This is a genomic window from Streptomyces fulvorobeus (assembly GCF_013167895.1).
Lineage (GTDB): Bacteria > Actinomycetota > Actinomycetes > Streptomycetales > Streptomycetaceae > Streptomyces > Streptomyces fulvorobeus.
Map to the genome: position 1 here is coordinate 112953 of NZ_BLWC01000001.1, position 18046 is coordinate 130998.

The 18046-nt window shown below is 68.3% G+C and carries 15 protein-coding genes and 3 pseudogenes; 7 read left to right on the forward strand and 11 right to left on the reverse strand.

Translation table 11 applies throughout. The annotated features are described in order from the left end of the window. Positions 1-7: 7 nt before the first annotated feature. Entirely contained in the window at positions 8-259 is a 252-nt protein-coding gene (locus Sfulv_RS00490; RefSeq protein ID WP_173310227.1) for a hypothetical protein, read from the reverse strand. 651 nt (positions 260-910) lie between these two features. On the opposite strand from Sfulv_RS00490, the gene Sfulv_RS00495 reads away from it, so the two are divergent. Further along, positions 911-2254 (forward strand): M14 family metallopeptidase, encoded by a 1344-nt coding sequence (locus tag Sfulv_RS00495; protein WP_173310229.1) that lies wholly within the window; start codon positions 911-913, stop codon positions 2252-2254. A 214-nt stretch (positions 2255-2468) separates the two neighbouring features. Here Sfulv_RS00495 and Sfulv_RS00500 read toward each other — a convergent pair whose 3' ends face one another. Then, positions 2469-3098, reverse strand: coding sequence for a class I SAM-dependent methyltransferase (locus Sfulv_RS00500; RefSeq protein ID WP_018961050.1), 630 nt, complete (start codon positions 3096-3098; stop codon positions 2469-2471). A gap of 36 nt (positions 3099-3134) precedes the next feature. On the opposite strand from Sfulv_RS00500, the pseudogene Sfulv_RS00505 reads away from it, so the two are divergent. Both Sfulv_RS00505 and Sfulv_RS00510 read left to right on the forward strand, forming a co-directional pair. Beyond that, positions 3135-4041 (forward strand): annotated as a pseudogene (locus tag Sfulv_RS00505) (IS5 family transposase); the annotation flags it as partial. Positions 4042-4681: 640 nt separating this feature from the next. Beyond that, positions 4682-4858 (forward strand): hypothetical protein, encoded by a 177-nt coding sequence (locus Sfulv_RS00510; protein ID WP_173310231.1) that lies wholly within the window; start codon positions 4682-4684, stop codon positions 4856-4858. A gap of 535 nt (positions 4859-5393) precedes the next feature. Here Sfulv_RS00510 and Sfulv_RS00515 read toward each other — a convergent pair. Continuing rightward, positions 5394-5978 carry a TetR/AcrR family transcriptional regulator gene (locus Sfulv_RS00515; protein ID WP_173310233.1) on the reverse strand — a complete coding sequence of 195 codons (585 nt, stop codon included), beginning with the start codon at positions 5976-5978 and terminating at the stop codon, positions 5394-5396. Continuing rightward, positions 5971-6807, reverse strand: coding sequence for an alpha/beta fold hydrolase (locus Sfulv_RS00520; RefSeq protein ID WP_173310235.1), 837 nt, complete (start codon positions 6805-6807; stop codon positions 5971-5973). The genes Sfulv_RS00515 and Sfulv_RS00520 overlap by 8 nt, the downstream gene beginning before the upstream one ends. Before the next feature lie 619 nt (positions 6808-7426). Between Sfulv_RS00520 and Sfulv_RS00525 the strand changes: the two genes are divergently transcribed. Beyond that, on the forward strand, positions 7427-7960 hold the full coding sequence (locus Sfulv_RS00525; RefSeq protein WP_173310237.1) for a phosphodiesterase: 534 nt from the start codon (positions 7427-7429) through the stop codon (positions 7958-7960). 81 nt (positions 7961-8041) lie between these two features. Here the strand turns inward: Sfulv_RS00525 and Sfulv_RS00530 are convergent, their stop codons facing one another. The 4 genes from Sfulv_RS00530 to Sfulv_RS00545 form a co-directional block, all read right to left on the reverse strand. Beyond that, complete coding sequence (locus tag Sfulv_RS00530; protein ID WP_173310239.1) at positions 8042-8524, reverse strand: DUF1360 domain-containing protein; 483 nt, start codon at positions 8522-8524, stop codon at positions 8042-8044. Between the two features lie 219 nt (positions 8525-8743). Continuing rightward, positions 8744-9124 carry a DUF4383 domain-containing protein gene (locus Sfulv_RS00535; RefSeq protein ID WP_256668763.1) on the reverse strand — a complete coding sequence of 127 codons (381 nt, stop codon included), beginning with the start codon at positions 9122-9124 and terminating at the stop codon, positions 8744-8746. 454 nt (positions 9125-9578) lie between these two features. Further along, positions 9579-10403: a cytochrome c oxidase assembly protein gene (locus Sfulv_RS00540; protein ID WP_173317472.1), complete on the reverse strand. Its 825-nt coding sequence runs from the start codon at positions 10401-10403 to the stop codon at positions 9579-9581. 127 nt (positions 10404-10530) lie between these two features. Then, positions 10531-11022, reverse strand: coding sequence for a DUF2243 domain-containing protein (locus tag Sfulv_RS00545; RefSeq protein WP_173310241.1), 492 nt, complete (start codon positions 11020-11022; stop codon positions 10531-10533). A gap of 300 nt (positions 11023-11322) precedes the next feature. On the opposite strand from Sfulv_RS00545, the pseudogene Sfulv_RS00550 reads away from it, so the two are divergent. Further along, a pseudogene (locus tag Sfulv_RS00550) lies at positions 11323-12043 on the forward strand (MBL fold metallo-hydrolase). A 363-nt stretch (positions 12044-12406) separates the two neighbouring features. Beyond that, positions 12407-13009, forward strand: coding sequence for a GOLPH3/VPS74 family protein (locus Sfulv_RS00555; protein ID WP_173310243.1), 603 nt, complete (start codon positions 12407-12409; stop codon positions 13007-13009). 525 nt (positions 13010-13534) lie between these two features. Here Sfulv_RS00555 and Sfulv_RS00560 read toward each other — a convergent pair. Further along, a complete protein-coding gene (locus tag Sfulv_RS00560) occupies positions 13535-14188 on the reverse strand; it encodes a response regulator transcription factor (RefSeq protein WP_173310245.1) in 654 nt (217 codons plus the stop codon). Then, positions 14185-15498, reverse strand: coding sequence for a sensor histidine kinase (locus tag Sfulv_RS00565; protein WP_173310247.1), 1314 nt, complete (start codon positions 15496-15498; stop codon positions 14185-14187). The genes Sfulv_RS00560 and Sfulv_RS00565 overlap by 4 nt, the downstream gene beginning before the upstream one ends. 174 nt (positions 15499-15672) lie before the next feature. Here Sfulv_RS00565 and Sfulv_RS00570 point away from each other — a divergent pair, with 174 nt between their 5' ends. Further along, positions 15673-16284: a VanZ family protein gene (locus tag Sfulv_RS00570; RefSeq protein ID WP_173310249.1), complete on the forward strand. Its 612-nt coding sequence runs from the start codon at positions 15673-15675 to the stop codon at positions 16282-16284. A 670-nt stretch (positions 16285-16954) separates the two neighbouring features. On the opposite strand, the pseudogene Sfulv_RS00580 reads toward Sfulv_RS00570, so the two are convergent. Continuing rightward, positions 16955-17923: pseudogene (locus tag Sfulv_RS00580) on the reverse strand (TerC family protein); the annotation flags it as partial. Between the last annotated feature and the right edge of the window lie 123 nt (positions 17924-18046).

The following is an 18046-nucleotide window of genomic DNA, read 5'->3' on the forward strand; positions in this document are numbered from 1 at the left end:
TCTTCCACTACATGGGCTTCACGCCCTTGCCCCCGTTCATTGCCTTCGCCCCCGCCTCGCCACCGAGCAGGGACGCAAGGGGTACCTCGACGCCTACGCCGAACACCTGTGCACCATCGAGACCACCGACCCCCTCTTCATGCACCCCCGCGAGGACTACGGACCCGACCAGCGGCTCCTGCCCAGCGTCGAAGCCCGCAGCGGCTTCCAGTGGAACCCCCGCGCCGGCCAGACCCGCGCGGAAGCGGCCGCCGGTCACACCCCGGCACCTCAAGACCTCACGCACCACAACCCTGCCAGGACCGGTGACCTACGACCAAGGTCCACCGCCCGAACTCCGGTACGACAGCAGGTGGCCGACGAGCCGGCGGCCGCCACGACGTCGTCCTCGACCACGGGTTGTGGCTGCGCGAGGACCGCGACGCGTGGAGGAAGCGGCATGATCCTGGAGGGCGGTTTCTGCTGCTTCGGTCGACGTCACTCACTCATGATTGCCTTCACCGTGCGTCCTGGCCGAGCAGGTTTTGTCGAAGTTGCTGTTCAGCGGCCTGTTCCAGCAGGGCCCGTGCGGAGTCCGCATAGCGCATGGCGGTCCTCTCGTGGAGCCCGAACAGCTCGGCAAGGTGGAGGGGGTCAGACCGCTACAACGCCACGGCACAGCCGTTCCAGTGGAAGATCACCACTTCCGACCTGGACGATCTTCTGGCCAGACTCGACCGGCACCAACCCAGCCGGCACGAAGAATCCTCCGCCGCCTTGGCCGCATGATCAACCCCCGAAGGACTTCCGGAGCCGACCACTCAGGAATGCAGGACGGGACCTTGGCCCGAGTGGCTCTCTTGACGAGTCCATGCCATGCCTGCACGATGCGTCGCACGGGAAGCCCTCGTACCCCCACCCAGGAGACAGCATGCGACTTCGCATACGCGGCAGAAGGTCCGCCACCCTCACGGCCTTACTGGCGCTCGCCGTCGCGGTACCGCTCACCGCCACCGCGCCCACCCCGAGCTCGCCCGCATCACCGGCCACCACACCGGTCGCGGCAGGCGAGGAGGTCATCCGGCAGTACGAGATCCACGGCCCGGACACCGCAGCCGAACGCACCGCCCTCACCGCCGCGGGCGTCTCCGTCGACGAGGCGGACGGCCACGTGGTCGTCGTCAGCGCCAACCCCGAGCAGGCTGCCCGCCTGCGGGCACTCGGTCACAGCCTGAAGGTGCTGCCAGCGCCGCCCGACCGGACCGGGGGACGGGCCGTGCGGCCGATGGATTTCCCCTCCGCCGACTCCCGCTACCACAACTACGCCGAGATGAACACGGAGATCAATCAGCGGCTCCAGCAGTACCCGGGCATCATGACCAAGCGGGTTATAGGCAAGACGTACCAGGGCCGGGACATCATCGCCATCAAGGTCAGTGACAACGTGGCCACCGACGAGAACGAGCCCGAGGTCCTCTTCACGCACCACCAGCACGCACGCGAGCACCTCACCGTCGAGATGGCCCTGTACCTGCTGCGCGAGCTGGGCGCGGGCTACGGCTCCGACTCCCGGATCACCAACGCCGTCAACGGCCGTGAACTCTGGATCGTGCCGGACCTCAACCCGGATGGCGGCGAGTACGACATCGCCTCCGGCTCCTACCGCAGCTGGCGCAAGAACCGGCAGCCCAACGCCGGCTCGTCGTACGTCGGCACGGACATGAACCGCAACTGGAACTTCAAGTGGGGCTGCTGCGGCGGTTCCTCGGGCTCGACCAGCTCGGAGACCTATCGCGGCCCGTCGGCCGAGTCGGCTCCCGAGGTGAAGGTCGTCGCCGACTTCGTGCGCTCCCGGGTGATCGGCGGCAAACAGCAGATCAGGGCGGGCATCGACTTCCATACGTACAGCGAGCTGATCCTCTGGCCGTTCGGCTACACCAGCGCCGACACGGCGCCGGGCCTGACCCAGGACGACCGCAACGCCTTCGCCGCCGTCGGCGGGAAGATGGCCGCCAGCAACGGCTACACGCCGGAGCAGTCGAGTGACCTGTACATCACCGATGGTTCCATCGACGACTGGCTGTGGGGCAACCAGAAGATCTTCGGCTACACCTTCGAGATGTACCCGGGTGGTGCCAGCGGGGGCGGTTTCTACCCGCCCGACGAGGTCATCGAGCGCGAGACCAGCCGCAACCGCGACGCGGTGCTCCAACTGATCGAGAACGCGGACTGCATGTACCGCTCGATCGGCAAGGAGCAGCAGTACTGCGCCTGACGCAGGCCGCCGGTGCTTGGCTTCCACCGGCGCCTTAGGGGGGCGGGGGCCCGTCCCGGGGCAACGTGACCGGGGCTGGCACCGCCGAGGAATCGGCTGTCTCCCTGGCACGCCGACTAGGACCTGTCTGACAATTCCCGTCGGACCAGCGAGCGTCCGTCGAGCTGGCAGCCCGGATATGCGCCGACATCTGGCGGGTATTGCCGGGCAGGACCTACGAGCGGCGGGCCAGCAGGTGCGCGTCGAGGAAACCCCGTTCAGAGGCCGGATCGTGGAGCAGCCGGGCGAAGGGATCGAGACCGGCATCGGCCAGCAGTTCGGCGAGGCTATCTGCCGGCCAGCTGTAGGCGGGCGCCACTTTGTGGTTGAAGCGAACCGGTTCTTGTCCGTCGGTCCCGAAGAAGGAGACCAGGAGCAGGCCATCCGGCGCCAGGACGCGTACCTGTTCGGAGAGTAGCTCCGGCAGCTCCCCCGGAGGGGTGTGGATCATCGAGTAGTGGGCCAGCACGCCGCCGAGCGCGCCGTCCTCGATCGGCAGGGATTCCATCCGCGCCTCTTGGAAGCGCAGCGCCGGATGGGCCTGCCGGGCGTGGACGACCATGCCGGGGGCAAGGTCGAGTCCGAAGGCGTCCAGGCCCAGTTCGTGCAGCATGGCTGTCAGATGTCCGGGCCCGCACCCGACGTCCGCTGCCCGCGGGTTGCCCGTCGCGCGCACCAGTTCGGCGAAGGTGCCGATCATGGCCCGGGAGAAAGGCTGTGTCTCCAGCCGGTTTGCGAACAGCGATGCGTACAGCTCGACGACACCGTCGTAGGCCGTCCTGGTGTCGTCCTGATGATTTGCCACGGGCAGGACTCTATAGCCGGTCTGATAATTGATCTTGTGGCGGGTCGAGGTGAGTTGACGGATGCGGCATGGGGCGAATAGAGCCCCTGTTGCCGCAGGTGGACGGACGCGGCCGTCCGTGGCGTGATCACCGGCAGGTGGTCAACGGCGTGCTGTGGCGGCTGCGGACCGGGGCCCCGTGGCGCGACCTACCCGAGCGGTATGGGCCGTGGCAGACCGTCTACGAGCGGTTCGCCCGCTGGGAGGCCGATGGCACATGGGCGAAGCTGCTGGAGCACGTCCAGGTCCGTGACGATGCGGTGGGCCGGGTGGAGTGGACCGTCGCCGTCGACTCCACGGTCAACCGGGCCCATCAGCATGCCGCAGGCGCCCGTAAAAGGGGGACGTGGACGGGGACGAACTGGAAGATCCGGGCCGCTCGCAGGCGTGCCAGGCACTCGGTCGGTCTCGGGGCGGGTTGACCACCAAGGTCCATCTCGCCGTCGACGGCCGGGAGCTGCCGCTGTCGATTGTGCTCACACCCGGAAACGTCAACGACGCCACAGCGTTCGCCGATGTCCTCAATGGGGTACGCACTCCTCGGGCCGGCACGGGCCGTCCGCGCACGACACCGGACCGTGTGCTGGGTGATAAGGCGTATTCCAGCAGGGCCATCCGTCATCTGCTGAGGCGTCGGGGTATCGCTGCCACGATCCCCGAGCGCCGCGACCAGGTGGCCAACCGTCGGCGCCGGGGCGCCGCGGTGGTCGGCCACCCGTCTTCGACACGGAGATCTATCGCGACCGCAACGTGGTCGAACGATGCTTCGCTCGCCTAAAACAGTTCCGCGCGATCGCAACCAGGTTCGACAAGCTCGCGAACCGGTACCGCGCGGGAGTCGTCCTGGCCTCCCTGATCCTCTGGCTCCGTGAAGCGGCCAGGTGATCATTTGTCAGACAGGCCCTGGGGCCTTCCGGTCCCGATCCTGGATGCCCTGGAGTGCTCCCGCTTCCCCCCGTTACCGTTTTCGTGGCTCCGCAACGGGCTCACGGCCTTCGGGTCCGCCACGACTTCCCCCATTGTTGTTGATGATCCGGGGGGTGGTGTCACCGGGCCCGAAGGCATCGACGGACCGCTGATGAGGGGCTTGAGTACCGGCACGCTCCAGGTACGGCTTGGTCTTCAACTCCGCAAAAAGTCACCTTGCCTGATGGGGAGCCAGATCCGGAATGTCTTCAACTACCGGGTCTGCACTGGGAAGTAACACGGAAGAATGAGATGAAGGGATTCATTTCTCTTCGGACTCTCGTCGTTCCCGCCCGCTCTGCCCTGCAATGCCAGGGCCCCGGTCGGCTCGGCGGGCTTCAGCGGCCTCTTCCTCCGTAGAATGCACAGCGTGACGCTTAGCACACTCTGAGCGAGTGGCGACCTTGCTTCCCGCCAGGGCCCTGAAGGGCCAATTGGTCAAGGGCGCCTTGAGTGCATCTGGCCTGAGTTGAACTCGCGGAACTGCCTATCGGAGAGCTCACCGTTGGCCAGGCCGCCCCGGTGACAGCCTCCCCGGGTTCAAGCAGTACCCCGACAGCGAGAACGAGTACGCAGTCATGCTCGATGGGCATCACACCCTGCTGCATGAGTTGGGTCCCAACGACACTGAGCTGCATGTGGTCACCCGCGATTGGAACGGGGATCTCGATTCCGTCGTGCGCATGCCACAGTTCCGGGATGTCGATCCGGATGCCCAGCACTGGGCAGCCAGGTCCACGACGACTATTTCCTGATGACATCGTGTGCGAGCACGAATGCATCAGCACCCACCCGCGGAGCAGGCAGGCTCGGGACGCCCGCACCGGCGGGTTAACTCGGTAACGGCACACCCAGGCACACCACAGTTACGGTTCCGGCGATCCACGTCCCCCACAGCGCCCACGCAGACGCTGCCGCCACCAGCTGGAGCACGACCAGCAAGATGGTGGCGCTGCCCGGCCCGGCAAAGGGCGCCATCTCAGCCGGGCTGGTCGCCCAGGGTGCTGAAGACGGCAGCCAGCCGGGTCAGCAGCACGACGGCGCCGATCGCCAGCGAGACTGAGTGAGACCACAGGGCCCGGAGGGTGCACACCCCAGCGGTCGCCTGCCGGCGAAGCGCATGCCGCCTCGGACGTGTCGTGCCCCGGCCGTTGCGTCCTGGTCCTCACGGAGCGTATGACGGTCTCCTGGCCTCGATCGGCAAAGGCGGCGCCTCGGACAACGGCTCGGCCGGAGCCTTCCCCTTCACAGAGGGCTGTGGGAGGACAGGGAGGGGCCGGTAGCGGTTTGTCATCCTTCGGATGTGTGATCAGTGAGGTCGGCCTGGAAGCCGGCGATCAGGGTGTCGATGAGAAAGTGGAAACTCCGTGTGACGTCGCGGGGCATCCCGAAGCCGCCGGCGCCCTCAAGGGTGACGAACCCGTGAAGTGCTGATCGCATCGCCCGTGCGGAGTCGACTACGCGCGCCTCGGCCAGGCCGAAACCGGCGAGGACGTCGAGCAGGACCTGCAACGCCTCTTCGCTGACGCGGCGGTCCTCCTCATCACCGGCCGCCGGAACGGGGACGGTGGCGGCGTAGCGGCCGGGATGTTCCAGGGCCCAGTGGCGGTAGCTGTCGGCGAACGTCCGGACCGCGTCCGGGCCGGAACGGCCGACCGACTCCCGGGCCAGCTGATGGGCGAATTCACCCTTGGCCTGGACGGAGATGCCGTGCCGTAGTTCGTGCAGGGAGCCGACGTGCTTGTACAGGGACGGCGGCCGTACGCCGAGCCTGTCGGCCAGCAGACCCATGGTCAGGCCCGCCAGACCGACCTCGTCGGCGAGCGCCGCTCCCGCCGCGATGACGGCCTTCGTATCGAGGCCAGCTCTAGGCACGGGCGTGTGCTCCGAGGAATGTAAGCATGAGGGAGACCGTCTCCTCGGGGTACTGGTCGTGCGGATAATGGCCGGCTCCCTCGACCACCGCGAGCTCTCCGACACCGGCCGGCATCGCGGCCACGATCGCCTCGCCCTCGGCGCGCGGATCGACCCAGTCGGGGTCGAGCGAGCCCTGCACGATCAGGGCAGGGCACCGTACGTTGCCCAACTGGGCGCCGGCGTCGGTCGGCGCCGACTGCCCCATCTTCTGCATCGCCCGCATCCGGCCGGGCTCGCCGAGCATCGCCTCGATGCGGGCCAGCCGGTCGCTCCAGTCGGCCGGCTTGCGGTCCGGGTAGGCGTGGTCGAGATAGCGGGACCACAGTCCCACGCTGCCGAACAGGCTGGCGCCAAGCAGCCGGAAGGCACCCTTGCGGTAGCTCTTCGAGCGGAAGTCGCCGAGTTTGATCGACTGCGCGCGCGTGAAGGGGCCCAACTCTATGATGCCTCTGACCAGGTCCGGATCCTGTGCGGCCGCGATGGTGGCGGCGCCGCCGGAGATCGAGTGGCCGACCAGGACGGCCGGACCGCTGTCGAGGTGGCGGATCACCCCGAGCAGATCGCCCGCGATGTCGGTACGCGAGTAGGAAGGCCACTGCGCACTGGACTCACCACAGCCCCGCAGGTCGACCGCGGCCACTCGATACCCCGCCGCCACCAGACGCGGCAGGACGAACCTGTACGCCGTGCGGCTGTCCCCCATGCCGTGGGCCAGGACGACCAGGGGGCCTTCTCCTGCGGCCTCGTAGGCGATGGTGCCGCCCGGGGCGGAGACGAACTCAGCCATGACATCTCCCTGCTCGTTAAGTGCAGTAGCTGTGAGCTAATGCAACTAGCCACAAGCTAATGAATGTAGCCAAGGGCGTCAACCGCAGCTGGGTCCGGGGGCGCGTGCGAAAGTTCAGCTCGGTCGGGGACGGGCCGGCAGGAGAAAGCGCTGATGCGTAGATCGGCCGAGCCCGCGGCGTTGTCACTGGGTGGTGCTACGGGAACGGACGCGATCAGGTCGAGCCTGCGGAGACAGCCATGCCCGAGCAGCCCACCGTTTCAGCCAGAACTTCACGCCACACGATCCCGGTCCGTACTGCCGCACCCGCTCCGAGCCCGCCACCCGGCCGTGAAGAGGTCGATCCGCTCGACCGGGGTACGTGAGATAACCGAAGGCCACATTCATCACCCTCTGCAGAGAGTCCCCACCTGCATTCACCGCCTTCCGCAATGGAACGGACAGCTGGATGAACCTTCTCGCCCCCCTCGCCTACCGAGCGGCACGGACCGTCGCCCGCCGTCGCGGTGACCGGCCGGCCCTGCACCCTTCCGGGACGATCGTCGGAGGGCGTCTCGTCGTTCCTCGTCACCAGACCCCACGGGGTGTGCCGTGGCTCGACTCTCCAGGTTCCTACGATGTGACAGCACGCTGGTCCCGCGCTGCCGGACTGCCGCGGCCGCTGCCGGACGGCACCGGTCTGGCGCTGCGGGTCGAAGACATCGGCGGGCCCGGCCGCTGCCTGGAGCTCCTCCTGACGAGCAGTGGCCGTGGCCGGTGGACCCGCCACATTCCACTCCCCCGCACGTCCGCCACGGTCGGGCCGTACTCCACTCTCGTGTCCTATGTGGTCGGCGGGCACCGAGGAGTGCTGGCCGTGTTCCCGGTGCCCGGAACCGCACGAATTCCCGCATACCCGGCAGCGGTGGGGGCATCCGTGTCGCGGGGCCCCGTGGAGTTCGTACTCTGTATCGGGGCGGCTGCGGCCTGGCTGCCCCTGGGTCGTCTCATCCTCCAGGGCCCAAGCCCCTACCCGAATGGCAAGGGCGAGATGGCGTTCGACCCGTACCACAGCTCACTGCCGGGTTTTCGTCCCGTCGACTTCCTCAGGTCCCTCCGCGTCGCCGCCTACGCGGGCTCACGAGAAGGGCGGCTCGCCCCGCCGCCCTCCTGAGAGGGCGGTGCGGCAACAGCGACCGAACCGCCGGCCCGGCCGACCGCGGCCGCGACCGCTCGCCCGGGATCGGGGTCCGCCTCACTCCCCGTTCTTCTGCAGCAGGCAGTCGTAACCCAGCTGCATGGTGTCGGCCACCGCCAGGGCGGTGAGGCCCCCCGTCACGGTTCGGGTGGCCCTCGGCCACAACAGCTGGGCGCCGGTGAAGGTGGTCGTCAGCCAGACGCTCATACAGAACGGGCAGGTGACCAGCTCACCCGCGGTCGAGCGGATGCCGCCCCCACGGGGACTCTCGCTCACTTCAGCAGGCCCTGTGGCCGACTCGTACCGCGTGAAAGGCGCCCGGAGCGGGCTCGTGACAGACCCCTTGCTGAGCAGGCGACTCAGACGGAACACGGCAGCCGCCGTCAGCACGACGTCCCGTGGGTCGGGACGCTCCGGAAGCCTTGTCTTCCTCTTGGCAATGACCGCGGCCCAGGCGGCCGTGTACGCACCGAATGCGACGACAGCGCCGAGATGCCCGCCGAGGCGCCGTTCTTCCTGCGCCGAATAGGCCCTGCTCATTCGTCGGAACGCCTTCCCGACCTTGTGCAGGCGGGTACCTTCCTCGCTTGCGTCGTGATTCACAGCAGCAGCCTCCGCTGGTTGGTGGTGTGGTCTGGCCCGAAGGCACGATGAGGTGTGCCGAACGGGGGTGGGACAGTGTCTGCGGACCCGTCGGCACGGAAGCCGACGCGCACCGTGCGCTCGTGAGCAGCGCGACAACGTGCCTGGGCTTCGCCGTTACGGATTCGTCGTGGTGCGGCGGCGGGTGAGCAGGGCGCCCAGCGCGATCATGCCGATACCGAGAACGAAATGCAGCCAGTTGTCCGCTGTGTTCAGCGGGACGAAGTTGGCGCTGCTGTCGTGGCCGACGAACAGTCCGTAGAGCCACAGCACCAGGTAGACGGCTCCACCGGCCAGCAGGAACGTCCGCGCTGCCGAGAAGCTGCGGGCCATGGCCAGGCCAGCGACACCGAAGGCGAGATGCACGAGGTTGTGCAGGATGGAGACCTGGAAGATGCCCAGTAGCTGGGCGTTCGAGTCGTGCGAGGCGAACTTCATGGTGTCGTAGTCGGTGGTGACCCCGGGGATGAACCCGAGGATTCCCACCAGCAGGAACACGGCTCCGACGATTGCGCCGCCTGCTGGACCGGAGTCCGGGCACCTCTGGGGGCGGGGGTGTGGGTGGTCATGGCCCAACCTTCTCTCTCTTCAGGGGCACTCAGGTCAGCGCCTGATGTGGGCGCGAGTACCCCAGCACCACTTCGCTATTCAGGAAAGGCCAGGAAAGGTCTGTCCTTTCCACGCACCGCTGAGGACGGGCCGGCCAGCCGCTCGACGGTCGTGCTCCTCCACCCTTTGGGACGGTGTCTGCTCACTCATGTGGGATCTCCTTGCCGTACGCCGCGATGTCGGCGCCGCGGGTTTTGGTGCCGTATGGCACCTTCCGTCCGGCTGCTGAGTACCCCGAACGTGCCCGTGCACACCCCACAGGCATCACGACGTGCGACTGCGCGTGGTGTCTGCTCGGGACCGAGGCGTGTCGCCCCGGACAGTCGCCGCTTTGACGTGTACTTCAAGGGCCGGACGGTTCGGCGGTTGATGTCGGGCCGGTTGTGTCCGCCGAGAGTGACGTGCGGGTGTAGGAACGGCTCGTTTCGTGGCACAGCGCAGTGCGGTTCGCTGCGGTCGTACGGGAGCGGAGGCCGGTCGCCGCTCGCGGCGTGCGGCCGGCGACCGATCGGCGTCGGCGGTGTGCTCGGGCGCGGCCGGTCGCCTGGTACCAGGAGGCGGCGAGCACGGCTCCGAGGGCGGCTTCCACCAGATCGCCGCCGTAGTACATGACCTGGGCGCCGGTATGCAGGTCGGCGGTGGCGAAGGCGGTGGCTGGCGGCGGTGACCCGTACAGGGACTTGGCGAGTACGGCGTGCGCGGCGCCGGCAGCCAGCAGGGTCACCCCACGCAAGGGGAGGCTCCAACGGCGGTGTACGGGTTCCAGCTGGCAGACGGAGAACGTGAGGAGCAGCCCGGCGGCCAGGACGTGCGCGTGCACCACTGCGTTCCACAGAGGGTGGTGGTGGGTGAGGGCGAACAGTTCTGTGCGGTACAGCAACCACAGCCCTCCGAGATCGATCAGAGCCGCTAGCGGCGGAAAGACCAGCCACCCGACGGGACGCGCCTGCGCCAGGCGCAGAAGGCCCCGGCGTGGCGCCGGAGGCAGGATGCGCAGGGCCAAGGGGAGAGGACGGGCCAGGACGAGCAGCAGCGGTGCCGCCATACCCAGGAGCAGGTGCTCGATCATGTGTGCGGTGAACGGCGGGCCTGGCGGCGTGCTGATCGCAGACCATGCCACACCCGTACATCCGGCGGTGAAGGACACCGTCCGCCACCGGGGCCACATGTCCCCTCGCCGCCACAGTCGGCCCGCGGCAAACCAGTAGGCGGCCGCGGAGACCGCCGCGACCACAGCCAAGAGGTGTCCGAACAGGTCCACCTCGGGGCCGGGACGGGGTGAGCGAGCACGAATGTCACGGTGCCGACCTGGCCCGGCCGAGGCGGCCCGCGCGGATGCCCAGCACCAGGCCGATCAGGAGGAGCGTCAGGCCGGCCAGATTCCACGCCACGTCGTACGGTGTGACGTCCACGCCGTACCTGATCTGGTGCAGCCGGAGCAGTTTGTGATCGACGATCCCGTCGAACAGCTGAAAGGCGCCCAGCCCCAGGAAGAAGCCGGCCCAGCCAGGGGCCGGGGCCAGAGTGCGGGACCGGCGAAGATCCGCGTAGAGGAAGAACCCGGCGATCAGAGCCAGTAGCTCCGCGGTGTGCAGCAGCCCGTCCGACGTCAGGCCCATGCTGCTGGTGGAGCGGTCGTAGAAGTGGTGCCATCCCAGGATCTGGTGGAAGACGATCTCATCGACAGCCGCCATCACCGCCGCCCCGATCAGTCCGCACACCGCCATCGACCTGCGAGGCGCGGGTTCCGCCCGGGGGACGGAGTGCTGGTTGACCGATGAGTTCATGAAGGCCGCCTCCTGATCTGGGCCGTCTGCCATCGGGTACGCCTACCCGCTCGTGTATCAGGGAGCCGTCGGCTGCTGCATCCGGGTGAGTGGCCCGGCTACCGGGCGGCGCTTCGCGCGACAGGTCCCGTACCGCTGGGTGGCACGGGTTGCGGCGCTTCGCGGTACTCGCGGCACCCGTGCCGGGCTCGTCGGTGCACGCCCTCGCCGTGGAGGAGTGGTGGGGGGGCGGCGTGCAGTACCTCTCTCGTGTCGCGGGCCCTGCGACCCCGTTCCCTTACAGCACCGAGGCCGACGGAACTGGGCTGCGACACCGTCGGGGAGTCGCTCATCCGGTACGGGTCGATCACGCTGCTGACCGACCCCAACTTCCTGCACCGGGGCAGCTTCGCGTACCTGGGCAACGGACTCTTCTCCCGGCGCCTGACCGAGCCGGCGATCGGGGTACGCGATCTGCCGCCCGATCTGCATGGTGTGCTCCTTTCGCATCTGCACGGAGACCACTGGGACCGGGTCGCCCGCCGAGGACTGGACCGCGGACTGCCGATCATCAGGACCCCGCACGCCTCGCGCCTTCTCCCGGGCGATCGGCCTGCGCACCTGGCAGTCACACACACTCGTGCGCGACCGCACCCAGGTGCACGTCACAGCGCTACCGGGCCGTCATGGCCCCGGGCTCGTCCAGGCGTTCCTCCCGCCCGTCATGGGAAGCCTGCTGGAGTTCGGCCCGCGAGGTGTGCCCCCACTTCTGCGGCTGTACATCACCGGTAACACCCTCATGTTTCCCGGCATCAAGGAGATCTCTCGGCGCCACCCGGACCTCCATCTGGCCGTTCCCCAACTGGGCGGCACCACACTGCCGGGCGGCCTGCTGGTGACCATGGACGCGCGCAGCCCGCTTTCCGACTTCCTCGCCGAGGCGGATCGCGGGGGCTTCGCGGCCGACGTCGTGCGCTGCGGCAGGGGTGAGCAGGTGCAGGTCGGCCTCTCCGCCGACGACGTGCGGCGCATGCCTTGGTGACTCGGAGAGCCTGGACGCACGGGAGCGGGCATCGAGGCTCGTACGAGGCGCCTTCTCCTCGGCTCGTACGAGGTGAGCACTCCTCGGGCGGTCTCGCAACTGATTCACGACTGCTCAGGTCGAGCGAGGACTGTTCGGTGGTGCCGGTCCTGCAGAAGTGGATGGACATGCCGGAGCATGGGCTGGTGGCTGTCCGGCGCTCTTGGCGATTACGCACCTCAGCAAGCCGGTCCTTCGGGAAAGGGGTTCGGTTGTGCGGGAGCGGGCGATACTGGTCGTGACTGTCGCTCCGCCGCCGGGCCGACTCCTGGCGGCTGGGCGGTGGAGACGCACTTGTGTCGATGTCTCCGAGGGGAGCCGTTCATGACCACGGCGAAAGACCTGTTCATCATCTCCATGGACCCGAGCTCACAGCATGCCGTGGGGCAGGGCGACCTGTCTCTCGCGCTCGCGGGAGCCGAGCTGGTCGATCTCATCGGTGCGGGGACAGTCGCCGTGGACGGGGACCGCATCGTGCCGAGTGGTCCGTCGACGCTGGACGATCGGCTCATGGTCGAGGCCGCGGCAGGGCTCACTCGGCAGGCACCCTACGAGCGCATCGAGGACTGGCTGTGGCGCCGGGGCCGAGACCTCTCGGCGGCATACCAGGCCGCCCTTGAGGAGGACGGTGAGCTGACGCGGAAGCGAAGCAGCAGGTTGCCCTTCGGCTCGGAACGGGTGGAAGCGGTTGATACACCCGCGCGCCGCAGGGCGGCCGACCGCTGGAAGGATAAGGAACCAGTACTGGCCGCCCTCGCCTCGGTCGTGGGGCTCGACGGCGAACGGTCCGACGAGCCCGGCCTCGATGACGAGGCGGTGATCACGGTGGTGGCCATCGTCCACGACGCGGTGATGGAACTGGAGGCCGTACGCCAGAGGCGGTCCATCGAGAACGCGGCCTTCGCGAATCTCTGGCGCGGACCGTGAGTCGGATCACGGTCCGGAAGCGCGGTCAAGTCCGGCGGTGAGGGTACGCATCGCCCGCTCGTCGGTCGGTGCGTACAAGTGGGCCGTGCACCGGTTCGGGCGGGCCGCGAGCTGAACTTGCCCCGGTGCCGCCCGGCTCGTGGCTGCCTCCCTGCCCTACTGGTGTCGCGCCGCTCCACGCGCGCGAGGTTCGATACGTTCTAGGAACTGCTCCGGGCCGTCCCGTCGCCTCGCGCACCGACTGCTGCCTCGTGACCACGGCGTGCTCTTTCGTGACCACCTCGACAACGCACTGCCGTCGAGCGCCTGCGCAATTGACGCGGCGCCACCCGCCACGATGACCCCCGGTTCGAGGGCCGCCGCGTCGCCGGGAGTTTCACCGCGTCACGGTCGTGACCGACCCGAACAACCCCCTGACTCCACCGACAGGGACCGCCTGACAGAGGGCCGGCTGCTCCTCCTGCCGCGCAGGAACTTGAACCCCTCCAAGACGCTCTCAAGGGGCGGCCTGGTGCGGTGAGCTACTCAACGCACCAGGCCCGATTCCCACGCCCATGCCGCGATCTCCACACGGTTGCGGGCATCTAGCTTGCTCTGGATGTTGCTGAGGTGCGCTTTGACCGTACCGGCGCTGATGTGGAGCCCGGCGGCGATTTCGGCGTTGGTGTGACCCCGAGCCACCATGCCGACGACGTCCTCCTCCCTCGGGGAGAGTGTTCCGCCGGGCGGCCGGGCCGGCTGCCGGGCCGGTCCGGTGAAACGCTGGAGCAGCCTCACCGTGACGGCCGGGCTGATCAGCGCCTCGCCCTGGGCCGCCGAGCGTACGGCCTCCGCCAGCAGCCGGGGCCCTGCGTCCTTCAGCAGGAAGCCGCAGGCACCATCCCGCAGCGCACGGTGCACGTACTCGTCGTCGTCGAAGGTCGTCACCATTACCACCCTCGGCACATGAACCACCCCGGGCCGGGTGAGCAGCCGCAGCGCCTCCAGGCCGTCGAGCCGGGGCATCCGGATGTCCATCAGCACGACGTCCGGACGGTGCCGGGCCACCTGGTCGACCGCTTCAAGGCCGTCCTGTGCCTGCGCGACGATCTCGATGCCGTCCTCGGCCGTGAGGATCATGGCCATGCCCGTACGGACGATGGCCTGGTCGTCCGCGATCAACACCCGGATCGTCGTCATCCGATCCCACCCATCCCGGCGCGGATACCCGCTGCACGGCCGTCACCCCCATCGCCGTGCAACACGGCGGTGGCGCCGGGGAACGAGGCGCTCACCGTCCAGCCACCCTCGTCGACCCCACTCCCGCTGCCGCGCCCCGGTCCGGCCCGGAAAGTTCCGCCGGCCAGGGAGACCCGCTCGCGCAACCCTCGCAGTCCGTAGCCGCTCCCACTCCTGCCGTTCCCAGTGCCCAAGGCGCGTCGGCCGTCTCCGTCATCGCGGATCTCGACGTCGACCGCTCCCCCGGGCGCGGCTGTCAGCAGCACCTCTACCGTGCCACAGCCGTGGGAGTGTCTGGCTACATTGGTCAGGGCCTCCATCACTACTCGGTGGATGCTGCTCGCCACCTCCGCCGGTATGTCATCCAGCGGGCCCCGCTCGACGAGCCGGATTCGCGCCCCCGAGTGAGCGAAGCCGTCGACCAGGGACCGCACTCCCTCAAGCCCGCTGTTCACCGGCAACGGAATCCCCCCGCCGACTGCCTCCCCGTCCCTCCCCTCCTCTCTCAGGGCGCCCACCATCCGCCGCATGGACTCCAGTGCTTCGGCGCCGGTCCGCTCTATGAGTTCCAGGGCGGGCTCGACCAACTCGGGGTTCTTGGCCGCGACGGCCCGAGCACCCTGGGCCTGCACGACGATGCCCGTCACATGGTGGGCGACGAAGTCGTGCAGGTCGCGGGCGAAGTCCACCCGTTGATCGAGCCTGATCCGCTCGTCGCGCTGCTCCCGCGCGGCCACCACCAACCGGGCGGTGAGCCCTGCGGCGAGCGCGGCGCTGGTGAGCAGGGCGAGGAAAAGCGCAACGGTCGTACTGCCCTCATGCACCCGAATCGCCAGCGGCCGCAGCACCACGGCAGCGGTGAGCAGGGGCACTCCGAGCGCGGCCCCCAGAGGGGTGACGCGGCGCGCGGAGATCAGCAGGACGACAAGCAGAGCCACGGGCTCAAAAGCCCCGTACGCGGACGACGCCGCCGGGCCGAAACCTCCCTCCCCGTCGGAACGGAGATGGAGCGCCAACGAGCACACCAGCGAGACGACCCCCGCCCCGCAGGCGGCCCGGGCGACGCCGGCCGCCGACAGCCGCGGAAGCAGCACCAGGACGACCGCCACCACGGCGGCCGACATCAGCAGAGGGGTGCCGGTGACCGGCTGCCGGAAGGTGCCCACCCACAGGTCCAGCAGCACCGCCGCCACCGCAACACAGGCCGCGCCGACGCACCCAGCCTTGGCCAGGGCCGCCGCACGACGGGAAGAAAGGGACGAGCATCGCATGCACTCGACGATATCCGCAGAGCGGGCGGCTCGGCCTCGGCCGAAAGGCATAGCCGCACCACGAAGGATCGGCCCTTCAGCAGATACGGCAAACAGGCAGCCGACGGCAAAGTCGTCCTCGTCAATCCGTCGTCGCCCGACGGCCTTCGTCGCTCAGCCTGCGAGGACCCACCTATGAACGTGTCATTCCAGATCGGCGCCGCCCTCGTGCTCGGGCCGCTGCTCGCCGCATACGCCATCGTCCTCGCCATCGGCGCACGGCGCGGGACGCGAGGGCGCACCGGTCGCCACGCGGCGTTCCGCTTCACCGTCATGCTGTACGTGGCGGCGGTGCTGTCCATCACCGTTTTCCCGCTCAACATCACATGGGGCGAAGGTGCCAACCTGATGCCCTGGTACAACCAGCTGAACTGGCTTCCCCTCCTCACCATGGACGTCAGCGCCCTGCCCAATGTCGTCATGCTGCTCCCGCTGGGCCTGCTGCCCCTCATATCGTCGCGGGCCACCTCGGCGGGACGCGTCACCGCGCTGACAGCGCTGGCCAGTGCGGTGATCGAGAGTGCGCAGATGCTCTCGTACATCCTGTTCAACAACGGCCGGTCCGTCGACATCAACGACATGATCGCCAATACGCTCGGCGGCCTGATCGGCTGGGTGCTGTTGCGGGCCGCGCTTCGCACGGGAGCGCTGGGCAGTGCACTTCGCGGCGCCGCCCTGCCCGGTTCTGCCGTCGCCCTCGGCACGGCGGACCCGCTGCGCCCCTCCCCCGCCCCGGTCACGGGCTGACAAGTCGGGCGGGGAAGTCGAGGAGGACGCACAGCGCGACCTGGGCGTCCGCGAGGCGTCCTTTCCAGGCCGTCCGGACAGCGGCTGGGGTCGGCTGCTGAGCCGCGTGTCCCCTGCCCTGCGAGTCGTGCGGCATGGCTGGGAATCGCGAGGGCGGTGTGCCGCACTGTCCAAGTACAGCGCAACCAGACGAGGGTGCACGTTGCGGTCGCGCCGACCGACCTGCATGAACGGCGGGTGGGGGTCGCGACGCCATGGGCCAGGATGACGCCTGTCAGTCGCAGTTCACCAGTGCATCGCCGCGCTGCCGTCTTCGTTATTGGCCCGAAGAGTGCTTGTGGTCGGGGTCCAGCCGGAAGTCGGGGCAATCGCGGTCTTGGCAGGCACCCGGGCCCCAGACGGGGACGAATATGCCGAGCGTCTTACGGCGGTGGACTGCGGCGGGCACGGTCTTCTTACAGGTCGGGCATACATACCCGTCAGACTTACGCTTCATTTTGACCATATCTTTACGATATGCCCTAATTCGCAGGTCGGGAAGTGCACCGTCTTCTTGCCGGTCGGAGCCCGCTCGGGCATCGGTCTCCCGGCTCGATGAGTCAGAAGGGTGCTGGAAGGTGTCCCGACCCCCTACGGATGGCGAGCCGGGCTGCTTGACAGTCCCAGACGCGTCCCTCTGCTCATCGGACTCCTCCGACACGCCTGCCGGAGCGGGCCTCTTGAGACTGAGCACCACGGAGCCTGTCAGCACCACCACGATGACCGCGAGGCTGACCGGTGAGGGGATTTCGGGGATGGTCGGGCTGATCATCTTGTGGGACGCCTGGAGTATGAGCTTGACGCCGATGAAGGCGAGGATGATCGCCAGACCCTTACTCAGGTAATGGAACCGGTCCAGGAGCCCCGCGAGCATGAAGTAGAGGGCCCGCAGGCCAAGGATGGCGAACGCGTTGCTGGTGTAGACGATGAAGGCGTCGTCGCTGACCGCGAGAACGGCCGGGACGCTGTCGACGGCGAAGATCAGGTCGGCGGCCTCGATCGCCGCCACCACCGCGAGCAGCGGGGTCGCCACCCTTATGCCGGCCTCCTTGACGAAGAACTTCGCCCCGGCGTACTCGTCCCGTACCGGGATGATCTTGCGGAGTATCCGTACGGCGAAGCTCTTGCCCGGATCGAAACTCTCCTCCTCGTCCTTGAGAAGCTTGTATGTGCTGTAGAAGAGGACCGCCGCGAAGGCGAACAGCACCGCGGTGAAGCGGCTGACCACAGCCACGCCGAGGGACAGGAAGATCCCACGGAAGACCAGTGCACCGATGACGCCGAAGAACAGCACGCGGTGCTGGTAGGCGCGGGGCACCTTGAAGTACGCGAAGATCACGGCGAAGACGAACAGGTTGTCGACCGACAGGCTTTTCTCCAGCAGCCATGCTGTGGTGTACTCGGTGCCCGCTGTCGTGCCCAGGACGAGGAAGACCACCGCGCCGAAGATCAGTGCGAGGCTCACCCACAGGCCGCTCCAGGCGGCCGCCTCCTTGAAGCCGATGACGTGCGCGGTGCGGTGGGACAGCAGGTCCACCGCCAGCGACACCACCACCGTCGCGGCGAATGCCCCCCACAACCAGAGCGGGACCTCAAGCACACCGAACACCCTCACTTGACCCGTGCGAAATACACCGAAGCCGTATAAGGAAGTGTCCGGCATCACGCCGCCGTGAGCATGCGGAGCGGGTGAAACAGCCCGCGGCACGGCTTTCGCAACACC

Bases quoted from the DNA above. Each gene is read 5' to 3' on its own strand.
- Sfulv_RS00540 (WP_173317472.1), bottom strand. From the start codon at position 10,403: ATGTGGCCCCGGTGGCGGACGGTGTCCTTCACCGCCGGATGTACGGGT.
- Sfulv_RS00545 (WP_173310241.1), bottom strand. From the start codon at position 11,022: ATGAACTCATCGGTCAACCAGCACTCCGTCCCCCGGGCGGAACCCGCG.
- Sfulv_RS00555 (WP_173310243.1), top strand. From the start codon at position 12,407: ATGACCACGGCGAAAGACCTGTTCATCATCTCCATGGACCCGAGCTCA.
- Sfulv_RS00495 (WP_173310229.1), top strand. From the start codon at position 911: ATGCGACTTCGCATACGCGGCAGAAGGTCCGCCACCCTCACGGCCTTA.
- Sfulv_RS00510 (WP_173310231.1), top strand. From the start codon at position 4,682: ATGCTCGATGGGCATCACACCCTGCTGCATGAGTTGGGTCCCAACGAC.
- Sfulv_RS00570 (WP_173310249.1), top strand. From the start codon at position 15,673: ATGAACGTGTCATTCCAGATCGGCGCCGCCCTCGTGCTCGGGCCGCTG.
- Sfulv_RS00530 (WP_173310239.1), bottom strand. From the start codon at position 8,524: ATGAGCAGGGCCTATTCGGCGCAGGAAGAACGGCGCCTCGGCGGGCAT.
- Sfulv_RS00520 (WP_173310235.1), bottom strand. From the start codon at position 6,807: ATGGCTGAGTTCGTCTCCGCCCCGGGCGGCACCATCGCCTACGAGGCC.
- Sfulv_RS00565 (WP_173310247.1), bottom strand. From the start codon at position 15,498: ATGCGATGCTCGTCCCTTTCTTCCCGTCGTGCGGCGGCCCTGGCCAAG.
- Sfulv_RS00560 (WP_173310245.1), bottom strand. From the start codon at position 14,188: ATGACGACGATCCGGGTGTTGATCGCGGACGACCAGGCCATCGTCCGT.